The 17,929-nt window shown below is 63.6% G+C and carries 17 protein-coding genes and 1 tRNA gene; 8 read left to right on the top strand and 10 right to left on the bottom strand.

Features of this window, described 5'->3' with window-relative positions:
• Window positions 1-179 precede the first annotated feature (179 nt).
• Complete coding sequence (locus NG900_RS24905) at window positions 180-506, top strand: hypothetical protein (RefSeq protein ID WP_252684788.1); 327 nt, start codon at window positions 180-182, stop codon at window positions 504-506.
• Window positions 507-568: 62 nt separating this feature from the next.
• Here NG900_RS24905 and NG900_RS24900 read toward each other — a convergent pair.
• From NG900_RS24900 to petA, 6 genes are all read right to left on the bottom strand, one after another.
• Window positions 569-644: transfer RNA gene (locus NG900_RS24900), tRNA-Thr, on the bottom strand.
• 29 nt (window positions 645-673) lie between these two features.
• Entirely contained in the window at window positions 674-1,171 is a 498-nt protein-coding gene (locus NG900_RS24895) for a ClpXP protease specificity-enhancing factor (RefSeq protein WP_252684786.1), read from the bottom strand.
• Window positions 1,172-1,244: 73 nt separating this feature from the next.
• Window positions 1,245-1,856: a glutathione S-transferase N-terminal domain-containing protein gene (locus NG900_RS24890; RefSeq protein ID WP_004634649.1), complete on the bottom strand. Its 612-nt coding sequence runs from the start codon at window positions 1,854-1,856 to the stop codon at window positions 1,245-1,247.
• Window positions 1,857-2,004: 148 nt separating this feature from the next.
• Window positions 2,005-2,751 carry a cytochrome c1 gene (locus tag NG900_RS24885; RefSeq protein WP_252684784.1) on the bottom strand — a complete coding sequence of 249 codons (747 nt, stop codon included), beginning with the start codon at window positions 2,749-2,751 and terminating at the stop codon, window positions 2,005-2,007.
• Between the two features lie 37 nt (window positions 2,752-2,788).
• On the bottom strand, window positions 2,789-4,192 hold the full coding sequence (locus tag NG900_RS24880; RefSeq protein WP_252684880.1) for a cytochrome b: 1,404 nt from the start codon (window positions 4,190-4,192) through the stop codon (window positions 2,789-2,791).
• Window positions 4,192-4,800, bottom strand: coding sequence for a ubiquinol-cytochrome c reductase iron-sulfur subunit (gene petA, locus NG900_RS24875; protein WP_252684782.1), 609 nt, complete (start codon window positions 4,798-4,800; stop codon window positions 4,192-4,194). Before petA ends, NG900_RS24880 begins: the two co-directional genes overlap by 1 nt.
• A gap of 245 nt (window positions 4,801-5,045) precedes the next feature.
• Between petA and mscL the strand changes: the two genes are divergently transcribed.
• On the top strand, window positions 5,046-5,474 hold the full coding sequence (mscL, locus tag NG900_RS24870; protein ID WP_252684780.1) for a large conductance mechanosensitive channel protein MscL: 429 nt from the start codon (window positions 5,046-5,048) through the stop codon (window positions 5,472-5,474).
• Between the two features lie 14 nt (window positions 5,475-5,488).
• Here mscL and NG900_RS24865 read toward each other — a convergent pair whose 3' ends face one another.
• Window positions 5,489-6,235, bottom strand: coding sequence for a Nif3-like dinuclear metal center hexameric protein (locus NG900_RS24865; RefSeq protein WP_252684777.1), 747 nt, complete (start codon window positions 6,233-6,235; stop codon window positions 5,489-5,491).
• A 19-nt stretch (window positions 6,236-6,254) separates the two neighbouring features.
• On the opposite strand from NG900_RS24865, the gene NG900_RS24860 reads away from it, so the two are divergent.
• Window positions 6,255-7,466, top strand: a complete 1,212-nt coding sequence (locus NG900_RS24860) for a Do family serine endopeptidase (RefSeq protein WP_252684775.1) — start codon at window positions 6,255-6,257, stop codon at window positions 7,464-7,466.
• A 409-nt stretch (window positions 7,467-7,875) separates the two neighbouring features.
• On the opposite strand, the gene NG900_RS24855 is transcribed toward NG900_RS24860, so the two are convergent.
• Window positions 7,876-8,988 carry a porin gene (locus tag NG900_RS24855; protein WP_252684773.1) on the bottom strand — a complete coding sequence of 371 codons (1,113 nt, stop codon included), beginning with the start codon at window positions 8,986-8,988 and terminating at the stop codon, window positions 7,876-7,878.
• A 333-nt stretch (window positions 8,989-9,321) separates the two neighbouring features.
• A complete protein-coding gene (locus NG900_RS24850) occupies window positions 9,322-10,464 on the bottom strand; it encodes an ABC transporter substrate-binding protein (RefSeq protein WP_252684771.1) in 1,143 nt (380 codons plus the stop codon).
• Window positions 10,465-10,583: 119 nt separating this feature from the next.
• On the opposite strand from NG900_RS24850, the gene NG900_RS24845 reads away from it, so the two are divergent.
• The 5 genes from NG900_RS24845 to NG900_RS24825 all read left to right on the top strand — a co-directional run bounded on the left by NG900_RS24845 (window position 10,584) and on the right by NG900_RS24825 (window position 17,029).
• The gene (locus NG900_RS24845) at window positions 10,584-11,285 is read left to right on the top strand and encodes a response regulator (RefSeq protein WP_252684769.1); all 702 of its coding nucleotides are present in this window, start codon (window positions 10,584-10,586) and stop codon (window positions 11,283-11,285) included.
• Window positions 11,282-12,811 (top strand): sensor histidine kinase, encoded by a 1,530-nt coding sequence (locus NG900_RS24840; RefSeq protein ID WP_252684767.1) that lies wholly within the window; start codon window positions 11,282-11,284, stop codon window positions 12,809-12,811. Before NG900_RS24845 ends, NG900_RS24840 begins: the two co-directional genes overlap by 4 nt.
• A 122-nt stretch (window positions 12,812-12,933) precedes the next feature.
• On the top strand, window positions 12,934-14,052 hold the full coding sequence (locus NG900_RS24835) for an ABC transporter substrate-binding protein (RefSeq protein WP_252684765.1): 1,119 nt from the start codon (window positions 12,934-12,936) through the stop codon (window positions 14,050-14,052).
• 87 nt (window positions 14,053-14,139) lie between these two features.
• A complete protein-coding gene (locus NG900_RS24830) occupies window positions 14,140-15,951 on the top strand; it encodes an ABC transporter permease (RefSeq protein ID WP_252684763.1) in 1,812 nt (603 codons plus the stop codon).
• Complete coding sequence (locus tag NG900_RS24825; protein ID WP_252684761.1) at window positions 15,944-17,029, top strand: ABC transporter ATP-binding protein; 1,086 nt, start codon at window positions 15,944-15,946, stop codon at window positions 17,027-17,029. Before NG900_RS24830 ends, NG900_RS24825 begins: the two co-directional genes overlap by 8 nt.
• Before the next feature lie 68 nt (window positions 17,030-17,097).
• Here NG900_RS24825 and tatC read toward each other — a convergent pair whose 3' ends face one another.
• The gene (gene tatC / locus NG900_RS24820; protein ID WP_252684759.1) at window positions 17,098-17,892 is read right to left on the bottom strand and encodes a twin-arginine translocase subunit TatC; all 795 of its coding nucleotides are present in this window, start codon (window positions 17,890-17,892) and stop codon (window positions 17,098-17,100) included.
• Window positions 17,893-17,929: the final 37 nt, after the last annotated feature.

The following is a 17,929-nucleotide window of genomic DNA, read 5'->3' as shown; positions in this document are numbered from 1 at the left end:
ATCACACAAACCACATGCCTACTCTTGATGCGCAGACCACAGGTCGTGGGCATTCGCTCCCCGCTGTTGCATCCGCTTAGCCAACCGGTTGGATACACTGCCTCCACGAATCGAATGCACCGCGCCGCGTGCACACAGCACTCGAACGCACATCACATCCAACACAAACGAGAGGTTGTATGACACGCCTAGCAACGATGCTCACGATGGCCGCAATCGCAGGCATGGCCGGATGCTCGATGGCCGGCACCGGGCCCACCAAGAATGGAGGCGAAACCCCCATGGCAAATCATGCTCAACCTGACGGCACGTGCCAGGCGGCGGCCGCCTCGGATGACGCGCTGATCGGCAAGACGGAACACGAAGCGACCGCGCTGCTGAACGGTTGCCTGTGGCGCATCAGCGAACGCGACGGCAAGGTGCTGCCCGGCACGATGGATTACCGGCAGGAACGGCGCAACCTCGGCCTCCAGAACGGCAAGGTGATCTGGGTGCGGCGCGGTTGAGCTGCTCACGCCAGGAGCGGAAAAGAAAACGGCCTCCGCAAGGGAGGCCGTTTTTGTGAAGCTGGTGCCGGCTGCAGGACTCGAACCCGCCACCTGATGATTACAAATCAACTGCTCTACCAGATGAGCTAAGCCGGCAAAGAAACGCGATTCTAACCTAACACGGCTTACTTGACGACTTTCAGCGCAGGTTTGCCACCAATGCGCGGCACATTAGGCGGCGTCGGCTCATCGTCGCCCCCCCCGTCCACTTCGGCGGTAACAGGTGCGGGGGCCGATTCGGAATCCACCGCGGCCAGCTTGGGCGGCGGGTTGCTCTCGCGCTCGGTGGCCGCCTGCGTGGTCGGCGTGCTGCGCTCGACCGGGAAGGCCATACCTTGCCCATTCTCGCGTGCATACACCGCAAGCACGTTCTCGACCGGGACTTCGATCTTGCGCGACACGCCCGAAAAACGCGCGTGGAACGTGATCCACTCGTTGCCCATGTCGAGCTGGCTGGTCGCGTCAAAGCTCACGTTCAGCACGATCTCGTCGTTCTTGACGAACTCGCGCGGCACGTTGGTGCTGTTGTCGACGAAGACAGCGATGTACGGCGTGAAGCCGTTGTCCGTGCACCATTCGTAGATGGCACGGATCAGGTAGGGCTTGGTGGAAGTTTCCGGCATGATGAAATCGGTGACCGTGGGTGCGGCCGCGCATGGATTCGACTCGAACGCGCGGTCCGCAACCCGGCGGCAATCAGCGGCGCATGACCTTTTCCGACGGCGTCAGCGCTTCAATATACGCCGGACGGCTGAAGATACGCTCCGCGTATTTCATCAGCGGGGCAGCGTTCTTCGAGACTTCAATGCCGTAGTGGTCCAGACGCCACAGCAGCGGCGCGATCGCCACGTCGAGCATCGAGAACTCTTCGCCCAGCATGTACTTGTTCTTCAGGAAGATCGGAGCGAGCTGCGTGAGACGGTCACGAATGGCAGCCCGCGCCTTCTCGTGATTCTTCTCGGCGGCCTTGCCCTTTTCGTTCTCGAGCACGGACACGTGCGTGAACAGTTCCTTTTCGAAGTTGAACAGGAACAGGCGGGCGCGGGCACGCTGCACCGGGTCGGCCGGCATCAGCTGCGGGTGCGGGAAGCGCTCGTCGATGTACTCGTTGATGATGTTCGACTCGTACAGGATCAGGTCGCGCTCGACCAGGATGGGCACCTGGCCGTACGGGTTCATCACCGCGATGTCTTCCGGCTTGTTGAAGAGATCGACGTCGCGGATCTCGAAATCCATGCCCTTTTCGAACAGGACGAGGCGGCAACGCTGCGAGAACGGGCAAGTGGTGCCCGAGTACAAGACCATCATGGTTGTAGTTCCTTGGCGCACGGGCCGGGGGCGGCCCGATGACGGTACAACCGGGCGGCAAATGGCGCCGCCACGGCACAAAAGCGAAAAGGCAAAGGGCTAGGACCAGTTCTCCACCGGCCTAGCCCTTGCCCGGAAAACACGGATTTTACTTGATGTCCTTCCAATAGGCCGCATTCAGGCGCCAGGCCAGCACGAAGAACACGCCGATGAACAACAAAACCCACACACCCAGGCGCTTGCGCAGGTTACCGGCAGGCTCGGCCATCCAGTCCAGATACGTGACGAGATCGGCCACCGCTTGGTCGTATTCCACGTTGTTCAGCTTGCCCGGGGTGACCTGCTCGAAGCCGACCAGCTTGTGCTCCGGCTCGCCGCCGTGCTCTGACTTGACCGTCTCGTACTTCGGCACGCGCTGGCCTTGCAGCTCCCACAGCACGTGCGGCATGCCGACCTTGTCGAACACCAGGTTGTTCCAGCCGGTCGGACGCGTGTCGTCGCGGTAGAACGTGCGCAGGTAGGTGTAGAGCCAGTCGCTGCCGCGCGCACGGGCGATCACCGAGAGGTCCGGCGGCACGGCGCCAAACCACTTCTTGGCGTCTTCGCGGTCCATGGCGATGTGCATCGTGTCGCCGACCTTGTCAGAGGTGAACAGCAGGTTCTGCTTGATCTGCTCCTCGGTCAGGCCGATGTCGCGCAGGCGGTTGTAGCGCATGGCGCTGGCGCCGTGGCAGTTCAGGCAGTAGTTGACGAACAGCTTCGCGCCGCGCTGCAGCGCGGAGGTGTCGCTGGATTGGTTGGGCGCCGTATCGAGCGGCACGCCGCCCTCATTGGCCATCACAGGCGCGGCAAACACGAGACCGGCCAAGGCGAAAATCGCAAGCAGCTTTTTCATTCTTGTGTCCTTCATGGGTCCTTGTGCTCGGTTCGAATCAGTGCGGCGTGAACGTGACGCGCTCAGGCACTGGCTTGAACGTCCCGATCTGGCTCCAGATCGGCATCGCGAGGAAGAACGCGAAGTACAGAATGGTGCCGATCTGCGAAATGATCGAACCGACCGGGCTCGGCGGCTGAATGCCCAGGTAGCCCAGCACCGCGAACGCAATCACGAAGAGGATCAGCAGCGTCTTGTGGAAGCCCGGGCGATAGCGGATCGACTTGACCGGCGAGTGGTCCAGCCACGGCAGGAAGAAGAAGATCACCACCGAGCCGCCCATCACCACCACGCCCCAGAACTTGGCGTCGATGAAGGCAAAGCCGAGCGCCAGAACCACGGCCACGGCCACCGCCACGCCCTTGATCATCATGCTCTTCGAGCGCACGAACAGCAGGCCCAGCATGATGGCGATGAAGCCCCACAGCCACGGCAGGAAGTCCGACGTGGTCGCACGCAGCATCGAGTAGAACGGCGTGAAGTACCACACCGGCGCGATGTGCGGCGGCGTCTTGAGCGAATCCGCCGGAATGAAGTTGTTGGCTTCCAGGAAGTAGCCGCCCATTTCCGGCGCGAAGAACACGATCGCGCTGAAGATGAACAGGAACACCGCCACGCCCACGATGTCGTGCACCGAGTAGTACGGGTGGAACGGAATGCCGTCGAGCGGAATACCGCGCGCGTCCTTCTTCGCCTTGATCTCCACGCCGTCCGGGTTGTTCGAGCCCACTTCGTGCAGCGCAATCACGTGCGCCACCACCAGGCCCAGAAGCACCAGCGGCACCGCAATCACGTGGAATGAGAAGAAGCGGTTCAGCGTCGCGTCCGACACCACGTAGTCACCGCGGATCCACAGCGACAGGTCCGGGCCGATCAGCGGGATGGCGGAGAACAGGTTCACGATCACCTGCGCGCCCCAGTACGACATCTGGCCCCACGGCAGCAGATAGCCCATGAAGGCTTCGGCCATCAGGCACAGAAAGATCAGGCAGCCGAAGATCCAGACCAGCTCGCGCGGCTTGCGGTACGAGCCGTACAGCATGCCGCGGAACATGTGCAGATACACGACGATGAAGAACGCCGACGCGCCGGTCGAGTGCATATAGCGCACCAGCCAGCCCCACGGCACCTCGCGCATGATGAACTCCACGCTCGCATAGGCGACGGGAATACCGGCGGCGTTGAGCGTGCCGTCCGGCTTGTAGTTCATCACCAGGAAGATGCCCGTGACGATCTGGATCACCAGCACCAACAGCGCCAGCGAACCAAAGAAATACCAGAAGTTGAAATTCTTCGGCGCGTAGTACTCCGACAGATGCGCCTTCCATGTCTCGGTCAACGGGAAGCGAGCATCGATCCAGCCCAGCAGCCCGGTTGTCTCCACCTTCTTCTCGGCCATGATCAAGCCTCTCCTTTCTCGTCTTTACCGATCAGCAGCTTCGTGTCCGACAGGAACATGTACGGCGGAACATCCAAGTTCTGCGGTGCGGGCTTGTTCTTGAATACGCGGCCAGCCAGGTCGAACGTCGAGCCATGGCACGGGCAGACGAAGCCCGGGTCGCCGGCCAGCTGCACGTTGGCGCCAGCGGGGAACGGGCCAGACGGGGAGCAACCGAGGTGGGAGCAGATACCGACCACGACCAGCAGATCTTTATGTTCGGCACGGGAACGGGTTTCGTTCTTGCAGTAGTCCGGCGTCTTCATGGTGAAGGGCACGTCGGACTTGGGGTCGGCGACTTCGGTGTCGGTCTTCTTGAGCGATTCCAGCATGTCGGGCGTGCGCTTGAGCAGCCAGACCGGCTTGCCGCGCCATTCCACCACCTTCATCTGGCCGGGGGCCAGGTCACTCACGTCCGCCTCTACGGGCGCGCCCGCTGCACGGGCTTTTTCAGATGGTGCGAATGTGCAAACGAAAGGGGCCGCAACTGCAACCCCTCCCACACCACCAGCCACGGACGTCGCAATCAATAGATTACGGCGACCCTTGTCCACGTTTTGCTGGTCACTCATTCAAGACCCCAGGGTGAGAAATCAAGATAGATTCGCGTCAACCAAAAATTATACCTGACCGTACCTTGCCAACAATAGCGGTCGCGGGGCATGCCGGTTGCAGATATAGTGGACACACCGATTGCCCGCCAGCCCAGTGCAGACAAGGCTTCGGCATGTCTCTTGCAACCTCGCTTTCTACAATTCAGGTCAACCAATCCGCAGCTTGACCGTTTGTCTCGAATCAAACAATCCGGAGAAAACCGATGGCACTGATGCAAGACTTCAAGAAATTCGCGATGCGCGGCAACGTGATGGACCTGGCGGTAGGTGTGATCATCGGCGCGGCGTTCGGCAAGATCGTCGATTCGCTCGTCAATGATCTGATCATGCCGGTGATCGGCCGCATCATTGGCAAGCTCGATTTCTCGAATCTGTTCATCCAGCTCGCCGAAGCTCCGGCGGGCGTGCCGCATACCCTGGCGGACCTGAAGAAGGCGGGCGTGCCGGTCTTCGCCTACGGCAACTTCATCACCGTGGCGGTCAATTTCGTCATCCTGGCGTTTATCGTGTTCCTGATGGTTCGCGCGATCACGCGCCTGACCGAAGCCAACCAGCCGCCGGCGGAAGCGCCCGCCACGCCGGAAGACATCGTATTGCTGCGCGAGATTCGCGACAGCCTGAAGAGCAAGTAACGAACGCAGTCAGCTCACACCGGATTCGGGATGTCGATGAAGGTGTGACGCACCCCGAAGCGCTCGGCGAGGTGGTTGCCGAGCGCCCGCACGCCACCGCGCTCGGTGGCGTGGTGGCCCGCCCCGATGTAGGCCACACCCGATTCGCGCGCCAGGTGCGTGGTCTGCTCAGATGCCTCGCCGCTCAGGTAGACGTCCACACCGGCCGCAATGGCGGCATCAAACCAGCCTTGCGCCCCACCCGTGCACCAGCCGACCGTGCGCACTAGGCGGTCACCCTCTCCGATCACCAGCGGCACCCGGCCCAACCTTGCCGACACTGTCTCGGCAAAAGCCCCCAGCGTGGTGGCCTCGGGCAGCACGCCAATCCAGCCAAGCTCGTCGTCGCCAAACCGGCCTTGCGGCTCGATATCGAGCAAGGCGCCCAATTGGGCGTTGTTACCCAGTTCGGGATGCGCATCCAGCGGCAGGTGATACGCGAACAGGTTCAGATCGTGCGCCAGAAGTTGCTTCAGGCGGGCATGCTTCTGGCCGACGACACGGCCATCCTCCCCTTTCCAGAAGTAGCCGTGGTGCACAAGAATGGCGTCGGCGTGCGCGTCGATAGCAGCCTCGATCAGCGCCAGGCTGGCAGTCACACCGGTCACGATATGGGTGATGGTTTCACGCCCCTGCACCTGCAGCCCATTGGGGCAATAGTCCCGAAAACGCGCCGCCTGCAACAGGTCGTTCAAGTACAATTCAAGTTCTTTTCGATCCATTTCGACTCAATTTCGCCCTATGTTGCGCCGCTTTTGGCTGTTTTTTGCGCAAGCCGTCACGGTCGTGCTGGCCGTCTGGTTTGTGATCGCCACGCTCAAGCCGGATTGGCTGCAGCGGGGCAAGGTGGCGGTGCAATCCGGCTCGCCCATCGTCGCGCTCAAGGAAGTCGCGCCAATTGGCCATGGCGGCACCTCCAGCAACTCCTACGCGGAAGCCGCCAAGGTGGCGATGCCGGCGGTGGTCAACATCTTCAGCAGCAAGAATGCGCCCAAGCGCAATAACAATCCGCAGGCCAGCGCGGATCCGTGGTTCCGCTTCTTCTTCGGCGACCGCGCCCCCGAACAACGCCAGGAACCCACGGCCAGCCTCGGCTCGGGCGTGATCGTCAGCTCGGAAGGCTACATTCTAACGAACCACCACGTGGTAGACGGGGCCGACGAGATCGAAGTCGCCCTCACGGATGGCCGCAAGAGCAACGCCAAGGTGGTTGGCTCCGACCCTGAAACAGACCTGGCCGTCTTGAAGATCGACCTGCCGAACCTGCCTGCCATCACGCTGGGTCGGCTCGAAAACGTACGTGTCGGCGACGTGGTGCTCGCCATCGGCAACCCGTTCGGCGTCGGCCAGACCGTGACGATGGGGATTGTGTCCGCACTGGGCCGCAGCCACCTGGGCATCAACACGTTCGAAAACTTCATCCAGACCGACGCGGCAATCAACCCAGGCAACTCGGGTGGCGCGCTGGTGGATGCGGACGGCAACCTGCTCGGCATCAACACAGCGATCTACTCGCGCTCGGGCGGCTCGCTGGGCATTGGTTTCGCGATTCCGGTGTCGCTGGCCAAGCAGGTGATGGAGTCGATCATTTCCACCGGCAGCGTGGTACGCGGCTGGATCGGCGTCGAGCCGCAGGATGTGACGCCGGAAATTGCCGAATCGTTCGGCCTGTCGCGCAAGGACGGCGCGCTGATCGCCGCGGTGGTTCAAGGCGGCCCGGCAGACCGCGCGGGTCTGCGCCCCGGCGATATCCTTACCAGCGTCAACGGCGAATCGATCCTGGATACGACAGCGCTGCTCAACAGCATCGCCCAGCTCAAACCGGGCGCGGAAGCCAAGGTGACGGTGTCGCGCAAGGGCAAAGCGGTGGAGTTGACGATCATCGTCGGCAAGCGCCCCCCGCCCACGCGCCGCAATGTACCAATGCCCTCGCCGGACGAGGAAGAGCAGTAAGCACGAGCGATCCATACAAAAAGAAGCGGCGGCCAATGTGCCGCCGTTTTTTTGTCCTTCCGACTTCGAAGGCCGCCGTCTTTTCTTCCTGCCTATCGTCGATGGCCCCACAGCCTTAGGTCTAGGAGCAACGCGGGCCTTGCCTCAAGGCATACGCCAAAGGCTGCGTTAGCGGCCCCTCCCCGGCAAGGCGCTGTTAAGCGTAGCCGCTCGACGCCTAGATTAGAGCCCTCGCCTTCGCCGAACCGCCGCCAATGCCCGCCATCAGATCCGCCGGCCACTTAGTCTGCTGGCGCTGCACACTGGCCACGCACAATATGGAAAACCATTCGTACAAAGAAAAACGCCGACCCCTTTCGGGATCGGCGTTTAACCGTTTAATTCGATGCGCCCTTACGAGCGCGTCAAATTAGAACTTGTGACGAATACCAACCGTAGCGCCGACTTGATTGCCGTTGCCGTTGGTCGTGTTCGAGAACACGTTGTCACCGCTAGCCAGGCTCGAGCCCGGATAGCCTGCGGCGTTCAGGTTCAGCACGCCCAGACCCGAGCCGCTCTTGTTCAGAGCGTACGCCACGTTGAAGTAGGCGTCGGTGCGCTTCGACAGAGCGTAGTCGGTACCGACCACGAACAGCCACGGGTTGCCGCCAGCTGCGTTCTTGAACTGTTGGTAGTAAGCCGTGCCGGTCAGCGACAGAGCCGGGGTAGCTTGGTAACCCAGGCCAGCCCAGTACAGGTTCGAACGCAGGTTACCGTTGCCAGCAACCGTTGCGAAGTTAGCGTGGTACCAACGGTAGCCAGCGTACAGCTTGGCCGGGCCGAAGGCGTACGTACCAGCGATCGCGGCGCGTTGTTCCTTGTTGTCAACCGTAGCAACGGTCGCGCTGTTCGTTTGGTCGTACACCACACCCAGACCGAACGGGCCGCCGGCGTAGGTTGCGCCCAGGCTCCACTCACGGCCCAGCTTGTTCAGACCAGCTTGCTCGTTACCGTTGTTGTTGAACGAGTACAGAGCTTGCACGCCCAGGCCACCGAACGTACCCAGGTACTTGATCGAGTTGTCAGCACGGCCCGAACCGATGAAGTTGTCTTGTGCGCCCAGCGAGTAACGACCAGCGATAGCCATCGGGTCGAAGTTCACGCCAAAGTCGTAGAACAGGTTCGTGTGGCGACCAACGGTCAGTTGACCCCACTGGCCTTGCAGACCAACGTAAGCCGAACGACCGAACAGACGGCCACCTTGAGCCGACGTGCCGTTGTCCAGGTTGAAGCCGCTTTCCAGGGTGAAGATACCCTTCAGGCCACCACCCAGGTCTTCCACGCCACGCAGGCCCCAACGCGAACCCGACAGGCCGCCCGAATCCAGGCCAACGCGCGAGCTACCGCCGCCGTTGCCGTTCGGCACCTTGTTTGCGTACGTCAGACCAGCGTCGACCACGCCGTACAGGGTCACGGAGGATTGTGCATAGGCGCCACCGGCGGCCAGAGCTGCAACAGCAGCTGCAAACAGTTTCATCTTCATATCGACACTTTCCTTGTCAACTGATTGGGAAATCTTGACTGTCCTTATGGACGACGCAGATACCTCACGTCTGACCGCATTATGTGCCAGCGGTGACGGATTCCGGAAACCCTTTCTGGCTCTGGGACGCGATTTGCGGCCAAGTTGTTGCTCATGGGCAACACGCGCAAGCCCCCCTTTGAAGGGGGTCGCGACCCGCTTTTGGCGCGATGGCACGGGGGTTGGCGGGCTGTTGCAGCCCCTCTTCCCCGCCACAAATTTGCCACCTTGTGACAGTTCTGAATTGTCGCCTTCGCGCCACGCCGCAGCGAAAAGTGCTGCTTTATTCTCTTTTTATTTGCCGAGGGCAGCGTGCCATCGCTTTAGGAAATCGGCACGGCGGAGCTGATCTTGATGGGCGAGTAAACCCGGGCCGACCGGAATCGGCCGATGGGTGTTGCCGAGCTCAGCGAGCAGACGCTTCGCGGTCAGCCCGGTTTCCACATCCTGGCGCAGCGAGAACAGGAACGCGCGGTCGGCCATCACGCTCTGGCCATCGCGCGAGAGCATGAAGTCGAGCCACAGCCGCGCGGCGTTCGGCCGAGCGGCGCGGCGGGCGATGAAGGCGACGCGCGTGGCGACCAGCGTGTAGTCGGTCGGCATCTTGATGGCGAGCGCCGGGTTGCGATCGGCGTAGCGTGCGGCGTACGAGCCGATCACGTCATAGGCGAGCAGGCTTTCGCCGGCGGCCACGCGCTCAAGCATCGCGGCCGTGGTGATGTACAGATTGACGTTGACGCCACCCAGTGCCTTGGCAACATCCCAGAACACGGGCGTGGTGCGTGCGTCTTCAGCGGCGAAGAGGAAGGCGGAGCCAGAATGTTCGATGTCGTACGAGGCGACGCGGCCGCGCAGCAAGTCGCGGTGGCTATTGAGAATGCGGGCGAAGTCGGCGTGGGTGGAAGGAATCAGCTCCGCGGGCAACTGGCGCGCGTTGTAGACGAAGACGACAGGCTCGTAGCTCGTGCCGTAGGCCTCGTTCTTCCAGATGGCCCACGACGGCAGGTACGGCCGCTCGGGCGACGCATACGAAAGCGCGTGGCCATCATTCACGAGCTTGAATTGCTCGGGCATGGCCGAGCTCCAGACGACGTCCGCGCTCGGTGATTTGGCGCTGAGCTCGGCGAGGAAGCGCCGGTAGATGTCGTCGCTGTTCTGCTCGCGGTAGTCGACGGTGATGCCGGGATAGCGCGCCTCGAAGGCGCGGATGAGCGGGTGGGCGGCGGAGAAATCGGTCGTCGAGTACACCGTGACGTGGCCCTCGCGACGGGCAGCGTCGATCATCGCGCCGTAGTCACGCGGGTAGTACGACGGCAGTTCCGGCGCCGCATGGGCCAGCCACTGCGCGCGCGCTCCAGGCGAAGCGACGCCGCTTGCGGCCAGCAATGCGGCAGTCTGACAAAGCCAGCGACGACGGGAATTCAGGATGGACGACATGCCGGGTGAACCACAACTGGGGCCGCATCAGGTGGACGATGTCATCAGCGATGTAATCGGGATGCGGGCGCCACGCATTATCATGAAAAAGCACACAGAACGATATTGAGAGACACCCGATGCGGATCTTGCTGGTGGAGGATGAGGACGAATTGGCCGCGTGGCTGGCGCGCGCGCTGGCGCAAAGCGGCTTTGTAATTGAGCGTGCGGCCGATGGCGTCTTGGCGGAAGCGTTTCTCGGCTCCGGCGAATTTGACGCGGTGGTGCTGGACCTGCGCTTGCCGCGCAAGGATGGCTTTGCCGTGCTGGCCGACATGCGCGCGCGCGACGATCGCACACCGGTGCTGATCCTCACGGCGCAAGGTGCGCTCGATGAACGCGTGCGCGGCCTGAATGCCGGCGCCGACGATTTCCTCACCAAGCCGTTCGCGCTGTCCGAGCTGGAAGCGCGGTTGATGGCGCTGATCCGCCGCAGCCGCGGCCGGGCGTTCCCGCGCCTGCGCTGCGGGCCGCTGGAGTTCGACACGGGGCGCAAGGCGTTCCTGCTGTCGGGCGAGCCGCTGTCTCTTACGCCGCGTGAGCACGCTGCGCTGTCGGCACTGCTGCACAAGACTGGCCAGCCGATTACCAAGGTGCATCTGTTCGACAAGGTCTTCAACCTGGACAGCGATTCAAGCCCCGACGCCGTGGAGGTAGTCGTGCACCGCCTGCGCAAGAAGCTGGCGGGCACGGGCGTGCAGATCGTCACCGTACGCGGGCTGGGCTACATGCTCGAAGCCGGCGCCGATGACGCCCACCCTGCCGCTGACAGCGGCGCATGATGCAACGGCCCGCCTGGCTCCGGCTGCCGCACAGCCTGAAACTCACGCTGCTCTGGTTGCTGCTGCCGGGGCTGGCGGGCGTGCTGGCCATCGACGTCGTCCCGACGTACCAGGCGCTGCGTGCCGCCACCGACCGCGCGTACGACCGCGCCCTGCTCGGCTCGGTGCGCGCGATCGAAAACGGCGTGACGATCGAGCGCGGGCAGGTGCAGGTCAACGTGCCGTATGTGGCGCTGTCGATGTTCGAATCGACGGCGCAGAGCAACGTCTATTACCGCGTCGCCTTTGAGCCTGCGCCGGGCAAGCCGCCCGGCGCCGCCCTCACCGGCTACGACGATCTGCCGCTGCCCGCCAAACGGCTCGAGAACGACACCCCCTTGTTCTACGACGCGACCTACCACGATGAAGCGGTGCGCGTGGCCGCCGTGGCCAAACCGCTGTATCAGCCGGGGCTGCCGGGGCGCATCGTGATCCAGGTGGCGGAGACCATCGAGACACGGCGCGCGCTGCAACAGGCGGTCTGGCGCGGCACGCTGCTGCGCGATGCGGCGCTGGTGGCGGTAAGCGCCGCGCTGTTGTGGCTCGGCGTGACTGTCGCGCTGCGCCCGCTCAATCGCCTGGCGCGCAGCATCGGCGTACGCGCCTCTGATGACCTGCGCCCACTCGATGCCGCCGACGTGCCCGCCGAAGTCCGCCCGCTCGTCGACGCGATCAACCACCACATCCACCGCTATGCCGAGTTGGCCGAGGCACAGAGCCAGTTTCTCGCCGATGCATCGCATCAGCTGCGCACGCCGCTGGCCGTGCTGCTCACGCAGGCCGAATACGCGCTGCGCGAAACCGACCCGGCCCGCGTACGCGAAAGCCTGTCGGCCATCATCGCGCGGCTGCAGTCCACCAACCGGCTGACCACGCAACTGCTCGCCCTTGCCCGCGCACGGCACGCCGGGCAGGATGCGCCGGCCGAAACCTTCGACGTGGCAGAGCTGGCACGCGACGTCGTCCTCGACGCCCTGCCGCTGGCGCGCGAAAAGCAGCAGGATCTTGGCTGGGACGACGGCGGCCTCGACAGGGTGCTGTCCGTCACAGGCTATCCGGCGTTTCTGCGCGAGGCGCTCTCCAACCTTGTGCACAACGCGATCCGCTACACACCTGCCGGGGGGCGCATCACCGTGCGCGCGACGGCCGATGGCGATACGGCGCTGCTCTGCGTGGACGACACCGGCCCCGGCATGAGCGCCGATGAGCGCGCGCACGCATTTCAGCGCTTTCGCCGCGCACACGAGGGCGGAAGTCGCACAGCCAAGTTGAAACATGCGCCCAAAGACACCCGGTATGCGGCCGAAGGGTCTGGCCTTGGCCTGGCCATCGCACGCGCCTATGCGGCACGCAGCGGCGGGCAGATCGAGCTGGCCGACGGCGAGCCGAACGGACACGGCGGCGTGGGGCTCTCGGCGCGAATCCGCGTGCCGTTGGCGACCGCAGCAGCCTCGGCCGAACATGCTGCGACGCAGCACACGCAATGAAAGCGTGGCGAAAGCGCGCGATTTCTATAATCCGCCGCACCTGGGGCCATCCGTCCGAGCTACACGCAACGCGCACTAAGTAGCCGGCCCCACACCATCACAAGCAAACAGGAGACAAACCCATGCTTCGTGGCCCCTTCGTGCCCCGCTTCGTGCCCGCGCACGCCGCGCTCGCTTCCATCGCAACTGCCGCACTGACCCTCAGCACCGCCGCATTCGCGCAAGTCCCGGCCGGCTATCCGGCCAACTACGCCGACACCGTCGCCGCCGCCAAGAAGGAAGGCAAGGTGGTGGTGTACGCCACGACCGACACCAAGGCCGCGGATCCGCTGATCAAGGATTTCGAGTCGCTCTACCCCGGCGTGAAGGTCGAGTACAACGACATGAACAGCAGCGAGCTGTACAACCGCTTCATCAGCGAGCAGGCTGCGGGCGGCGCCTCGGCCGACATGATGTGGAACTCGTCGATGGACTCGCAGCTCAAGCTGGCCCAGTCCTACGCGCTGAAGTACGACTCGCCCGAAGTGCCGAACCTGCCCAAGTGGGCCGTCTACAAGGGTCTGGCCTACGGCACGACGTACGAGCCGGCCGTGTTCCTGTACAACAAGCGCCTGGTGAAGGACAGCGAAGTCCCGCAAACGCACGCTGACCTCGCCAAGCTGGTCGGCAGCCAGGGCGATCGCTTCAAGAACAAGGTCACGACGTACGACATCGAGAAGTCCGCCGTGGGCTTCATGATGGCCGTGCAGGACAACCAGGATTCGCCGCAGTACTTCGACTTCATCAAGGCCGTCGGCCCGAACCTGGTGCTGCAGTCGTCCACCGGCACGATGATGGAACGCGTGGCCTCGGGTGAAAACCTGATCGCCTACAACATCCTCGGTTCGTATGCGATGGCGCGCGCCAAGAAGGATCCGTCGATCGGCATCGTGTATCCGAAGGACTACACGCTGGTGGTGTCGCGCGTGGCGATGATCGCCAAGAAGGCGCAGCACCCGAACGCCGCCAAGCTGTGGCTGGACTACATCCTGTCCAAGCGCGGCCAGGACATCCTCGCCAACAAGTCCGATCTGCACTCGCTGCGTGAAGACGTGACTGGCGAAGCGACCGCCGCCGGCCTGAAGAAGATTCTCGGCAACACCATCAAGCCGATTCCGGTGGACGACTCGATCCTGACGTTCCTGGAGCCGAAGAAACGCCTGGACTTCATCAAGCAATGGCGCACTGCCGCCGGCCGTTGATCTGCTGACTTGCCGATCACGACTCACTTCATCTGACCAAATTGCCGGCGCCGTCCGTATCAGGCGCCGGCCCCTCCTGGAGGCACCATGCGTTCCCTAGCGCAAGACCGTGCCGCCGCCAGCCAAGCCACTCCCAAACGCTCGCCCTGGACGCGTGTGGGACAGGCTTTGCCGCGCGGCGTGGTCATCCTGCTTACCGCGCTGGCGATTTTCACGCCGCTGGCGCTGATCTTCTACCAGAGCTTCCTGTCCGCGCCGTTCTTCATGCCGGACGCACTGGCGGGGCTCGATGCTTACCGCTTCATCTTCGATGATCCCGACTTCTGGCACGCGTTCGAAAAATCCGCCGCGCTGGCCCTCGGCCTGGCGGTGATCTCGGTGCCGCTGGGCGGCATCCTGGCGTTCCTGATGGTGCGCTCCGACCTGCCGGGCCGCCGCATCATCGAGCCGATGCTGATGATCCCGGTGTTCGTCTCGCCGATGGTGCTGGCGTTCGGCTATGTGGTGTCGGCCGGCCCGGTCGGCTTCTATACGATCTGGTTCAAGCAGGTCTTTGGTGGCGTGCCCTGGAACGTGTATTCGTTCACCAGCATCATCATCATCGCGGGTCTGACGCACGTGCCGCACGTGTATCTGTATGTCTCGTCTGCGCTGCGCAGCCTGGGCTCGGATGTGGAAGAAGCCGCGCGCATCTCGGGCGCCTCGCCGCTGTCGGTGGCGCTCAATGTGAGTCTGCCAATGGTGCGCCCCGCGCTGCTGTACGCAGCCGTACTGGTGATCTTCCTGGGCTTCGAGGTGTTCGGCCTGGTGCTCGTGCTGGGCGATCCGGAAGGACACCTGGTGCTGGCCACGTACCTGTACAAGCTGACCAACAAGCTCGGCACGCCGGCCTATCACCTGATGGCGGCCGTGGCGGTCTGCCTGGTGATGGTCACGTTCCCGCTGGTGCTGCTGCAGCGCTACATGCTGCGCTCGGCCAACCGCTTCGTCACCGTCAAGGGCAAGGTCACGCGCAGCCGCCCGCTGCCGCTGGGCTCGTGGCGCTGGCCGGCATGGGCAGTCGTGGTGCTGTGGTTCTTCATTTCGGTGGTGGTGCCGCTGTCGGGCATCGCGCTGCGTGCGTTCGTGTCGAACTGGGGTGAAGGCGTGTCGTTGACGGAGGCCGTGTCGCTCACTGCATTCCACCAGATCTTCGAGCAACCGCAGTTCCTGCGCGCGATCGTCAACACGGTGCTGATCGGTGTGATCGGCGGCGCCATCGCGGTGGCCTGCTACACCTTCATCGGGCTCGCCATGCACCGCAAGCCGGACGGCTGGACGCGCTTCCTCGACTACAGCGTGCTGGTGCCCCGCGCCATTCCGGGCCTGCTGGCCGGTCTGGCCTTCCTGTGGGTGTTCCTGTTTGTGCCGAACTGGATCGAGACCGGCCTGACCGACAGCAGCGTGCCCTTCGCCAACTGGATCATCGAGAACATCGTGCCGAGCCTGCGTAACCTGCGCAGCACGATCTTCAGCGTGTGGATCGCGTACACGGTGGTGTGGCTGGCCTACGGGCTGCGGTTGATCTCGGCCGCGCTGCTGCAGGTCGGCCCCGAGCTGGAAGAAGCCGCCCGTTCGGTGGGCGCCAGCCGTGCCCGCACCACGCGCGATGTGACCGTGCCGCTCACGCGCTACGGCCTGCTCGGCGCCTGGCTGCTGATCTTCCTGATTTTCGAGCGCGAGTACTCGACCGGTGTGTACCTGCTCTCGCCGGGCACCGAGACGATCGGCTCGATGCTGGTTTCCCTGTGGGCGGGCGGCGCCATCGATATCGTCGCCGCGCTGTCCTTCGTCAATATCGTGCTGGTGGCCGTCGGCCTCGGCATTGCACTGCGTTTCGGGGTAAAGCTCCATGATTGAACTCACCGTCAACAACCTGCACCTGCAATACGGCAACAACCCGGTCCTCAAGGGTGTCTCGATGCAGCTGCAGAAGGGCGAGGTTGTCTCGCTGCTGGGCCCGTCTGGTTCGGGCAAGACCACGCTGCTGCGCGCTGTCGCCGGCCTCGAGCAGGCGAGCCAGGGTACCGTCCAGATCGGCGACCGCGTCATGTTCGACGGCGCCAAGAAGCTCGACGTGCCCGCCGAAGGGCGCAACCTGGGCCTCGTGTTTCAATCGTACGCACTGTGGCCGCACAAGACCGTGGCCGAGAACGTCGCCTACCCGCTCAAGCTGCGCAAGACGCCATCCGCACAGATCAAGGAACGCGTGCAGGCGGTGCTGCAGCAACTGGGCCTGGGCCATCTGGGCGAGCGCTTCCCGAGCCAGCTCTCCGGCGGCCAGCAGCAGCGCGTGGCGATTGCCCGTGCGCTGGTCTACAACCCGCCCGTCATCCTGCTCGACGAGCCGCTCTCGAACCTCGATGCCAAGCTGCGCGAAGAAGCCCGCGCCTTCCTGCGCGAGCTGATCGTGCGCCTGGGCCTCTCTGCGCTGATGGTCACGCACGACCAGAGCGAAGCGATGGCCATGTCGGACCGCATCCTGCTGCTGAACAACGGCGTGATCGAACAGCAAGGCACGCCCGAAGAGATGTACGGCGCGCCGCAAACCCTCTTCACCGCCGAGTTCATGGGCAGCAACAACCGCGTCAACGGCAAGATCGCCGAAGTGCGTGATGGCATGGCACGGCTGGTCGATGAGGCTGGCGGCTGGTCGCTGTGGGGTGTAGCACGCGGGGATCTGAAGCCGGGCGCCGCCGCGCATGGCGTGATCCGCCTGGAGCAGGTGCGCGTGGGTGTGGACAACGCTGACAACACCATCCACCTGCCGCTGGCGACGCGCATGTACCTGGGCGACCGCTGGGAATGCCTGTTCCGCGCCAGCGGCGACAGCGGCGCCGCCGGCACAGGCCTGCGCGCATACTCCGCCAGCGCCCCGAGCGACGGCAAGTACGCCCTGACCTTCCCGCGCGAGCAATTCTGGTTGTATGCGGCGTAAGCCTCATCGCAAAAACGAGAAAGGCAGCCGAGGCTGCCTTTCTCTTTGGCGATCGTTGAATCGGCCCGTTAGTCCTTCACGACCGGCAAATGCTCCGGGTCCGCCTCTGGTGCGACCGTCTTGCGCAGGAAGATCGCCGCCAGGATCAGCCCCAGTTCGTACAGCAGCCACAGCGGCACCGCCAACAACAGCTGCGACATCACATCCGGCGGCGTCACAACGGCCGCGATGATGAACGCGCCCACCACCACGTACGGCCGCGCCTGGCGCAGCTTATCCAGGCTCACGATGCCAAAGCGCACCAGCACCATCACCACCACCGGCACCTCAAACGTGATGCCGAAGGCCAGGAAGGTGGTCATCGCAAAGCTGAGGTACTTGTCGATGTCGGTCGACATCTCCGCCCCCAGCGGCGCGTTGTAGTGCGCCATCACCTTGAACACCGTCGGGAAGACCAGGAAATACGCAAACGCCACGCCGCACAGGAACAGCAGATAGCTGCTCACCACCAGCGGCATGATCATGCGCTTCTCGTGCGAATACAGCCCCGGCGCCACGAAGCGCCAGACCTGATATAGCACCCACGGCAGCGCGATCAGGAAAGCCGCAAGCAGCGTCACCTTCATCGGCACGAAGAACGAGCCGGTGACATCGGTCACGATCATGTGGCCGTTCTTGGGCAGCGCCTGAATGAGCGGCCGCGAAAACAGGTTGAAGATGTCGGGCGCCCAGTAGACCAGGCCCAGGAAGATCAGCAGCACGCCCGCGCCGGCCTTGACGATGCGCTCGCGCAACTCGACCAGGTGCGAGATGAAGGTTTCCTGCGCGCCGTCCTCGGGCGACTCTTGCGGATCGGCACTCATGTCGACTGGAAAGGGGGAAAGTCAGGACGCGGCGCCG

This window comes from Ralstonia soli, assembly GCF_023955655.1.
Taxonomy (GTDB): domain Bacteria; phylum Pseudomonadota; class Gammaproteobacteria; order Burkholderiales; family Burkholderiaceae; genus Ralstonia; species Ralstonia soli.
This window is presented reverse-complemented; position numbering and strand designations above follow the sequence as displayed.

Bases quoted from the DNA above. Each gene is read 5' to 3' on its own strand.
- NG900_RS24905 (WP_252684788.1), top strand. From the start codon at position 180: ATGACACGCCTAGCAACGATGCTCACGATGGCCGCAATCGCAGGCATG.
- NG900_RS24895 (WP_252684786.1), bottom strand. From the start codon at position 1,171: ATGCCGGAAACTTCCACCAAGCCCTACCTGATCCGTGCCATCTACGAA.
- NG900_RS24890 (WP_004634649.1), bottom strand. From the start codon at position 1,856: ATGATGGTCTTGTACTCGGGCACCACTTGCCCGTTCTCGCAGCGTTGC.
- NG900_RS24885 (WP_252684784.1), bottom strand. From the start codon at position 2,751: ATGAAAAAGCTGCTTGCGATTTTCGCCTTGGCCGGTCTCGTGTTTGCC.
- petA (WP_252684782.1), bottom strand. From the start codon at position 4,800: ATGAGTGACCAGCAAAACGTGGACAAGGGTCGCCGTAATCTATTGATT.
- mscL (WP_252684780.1), top strand. From the start codon at position 5,046: ATGGCACTGATGCAAGACTTCAAGAAATTCGCGATGCGCGGCAACGTG.
- NG900_RS24865 (WP_252684777.1), bottom strand. From the start codon at position 6,235: ATGGATCGAAAAGAACTTGAATTGTACTTGAACGACCTGTTGCAGGCG.
- NG900_RS24860 (WP_252684775.1), top strand. From the start codon at position 6,255: ATGTTGCGCCGCTTTTGGCTGTTTTTTGCGCAAGCCGTCACGGTCGTG.
- NG900_RS24855 (WP_252684773.1), bottom strand. From the start codon at position 8,988: ATGAAGATGAAACTGTTTGCAGCTGCTGTTGCAGCTCTGGCCGCCGGT.
- NG900_RS24850 (WP_252684771.1), bottom strand. From the start codon at position 10,464: ATGTCGTCCATCCTGAATTCCCGTCGTCGCTGGCTTTGTCAGACTGCC.
- NG900_RS24845 (WP_252684769.1), top strand. From the start codon at position 10,584: ATGCGGATCTTGCTGGTGGAGGATGAGGACGAATTGGCCGCGTGGCTG.
- NG900_RS24840 (WP_252684767.1), top strand. From the start codon at position 11,282: ATGATGCAACGGCCCGCCTGGCTCCGGCTGCCGCACAGCCTGAAACTC.
- NG900_RS24835 (WP_252684765.1), top strand. From the start codon at position 12,934: ATGCTTCGTGGCCCCTTCGTGCCCCGCTTCGTGCCCGCGCACGCCGCG.
- NG900_RS24830 (WP_252684763.1), top strand. From the start codon at position 14,140: ATGCGTTCCCTAGCGCAAGACCGTGCCGCCGCCAGCCAAGCCACTCCC.
- NG900_RS24825 (WP_252684761.1), top strand. From the start codon at position 15,944: ATGATTGAACTCACCGTCAACAACCTGCACCTGCAATACGGCAACAAC.
- tatC (WP_252684759.1), bottom strand. From the start codon at position 17,892: ATGAGTGCCGATCCGCAAGAGTCGCCCGAGGACGGCGCGCAGGAAACC.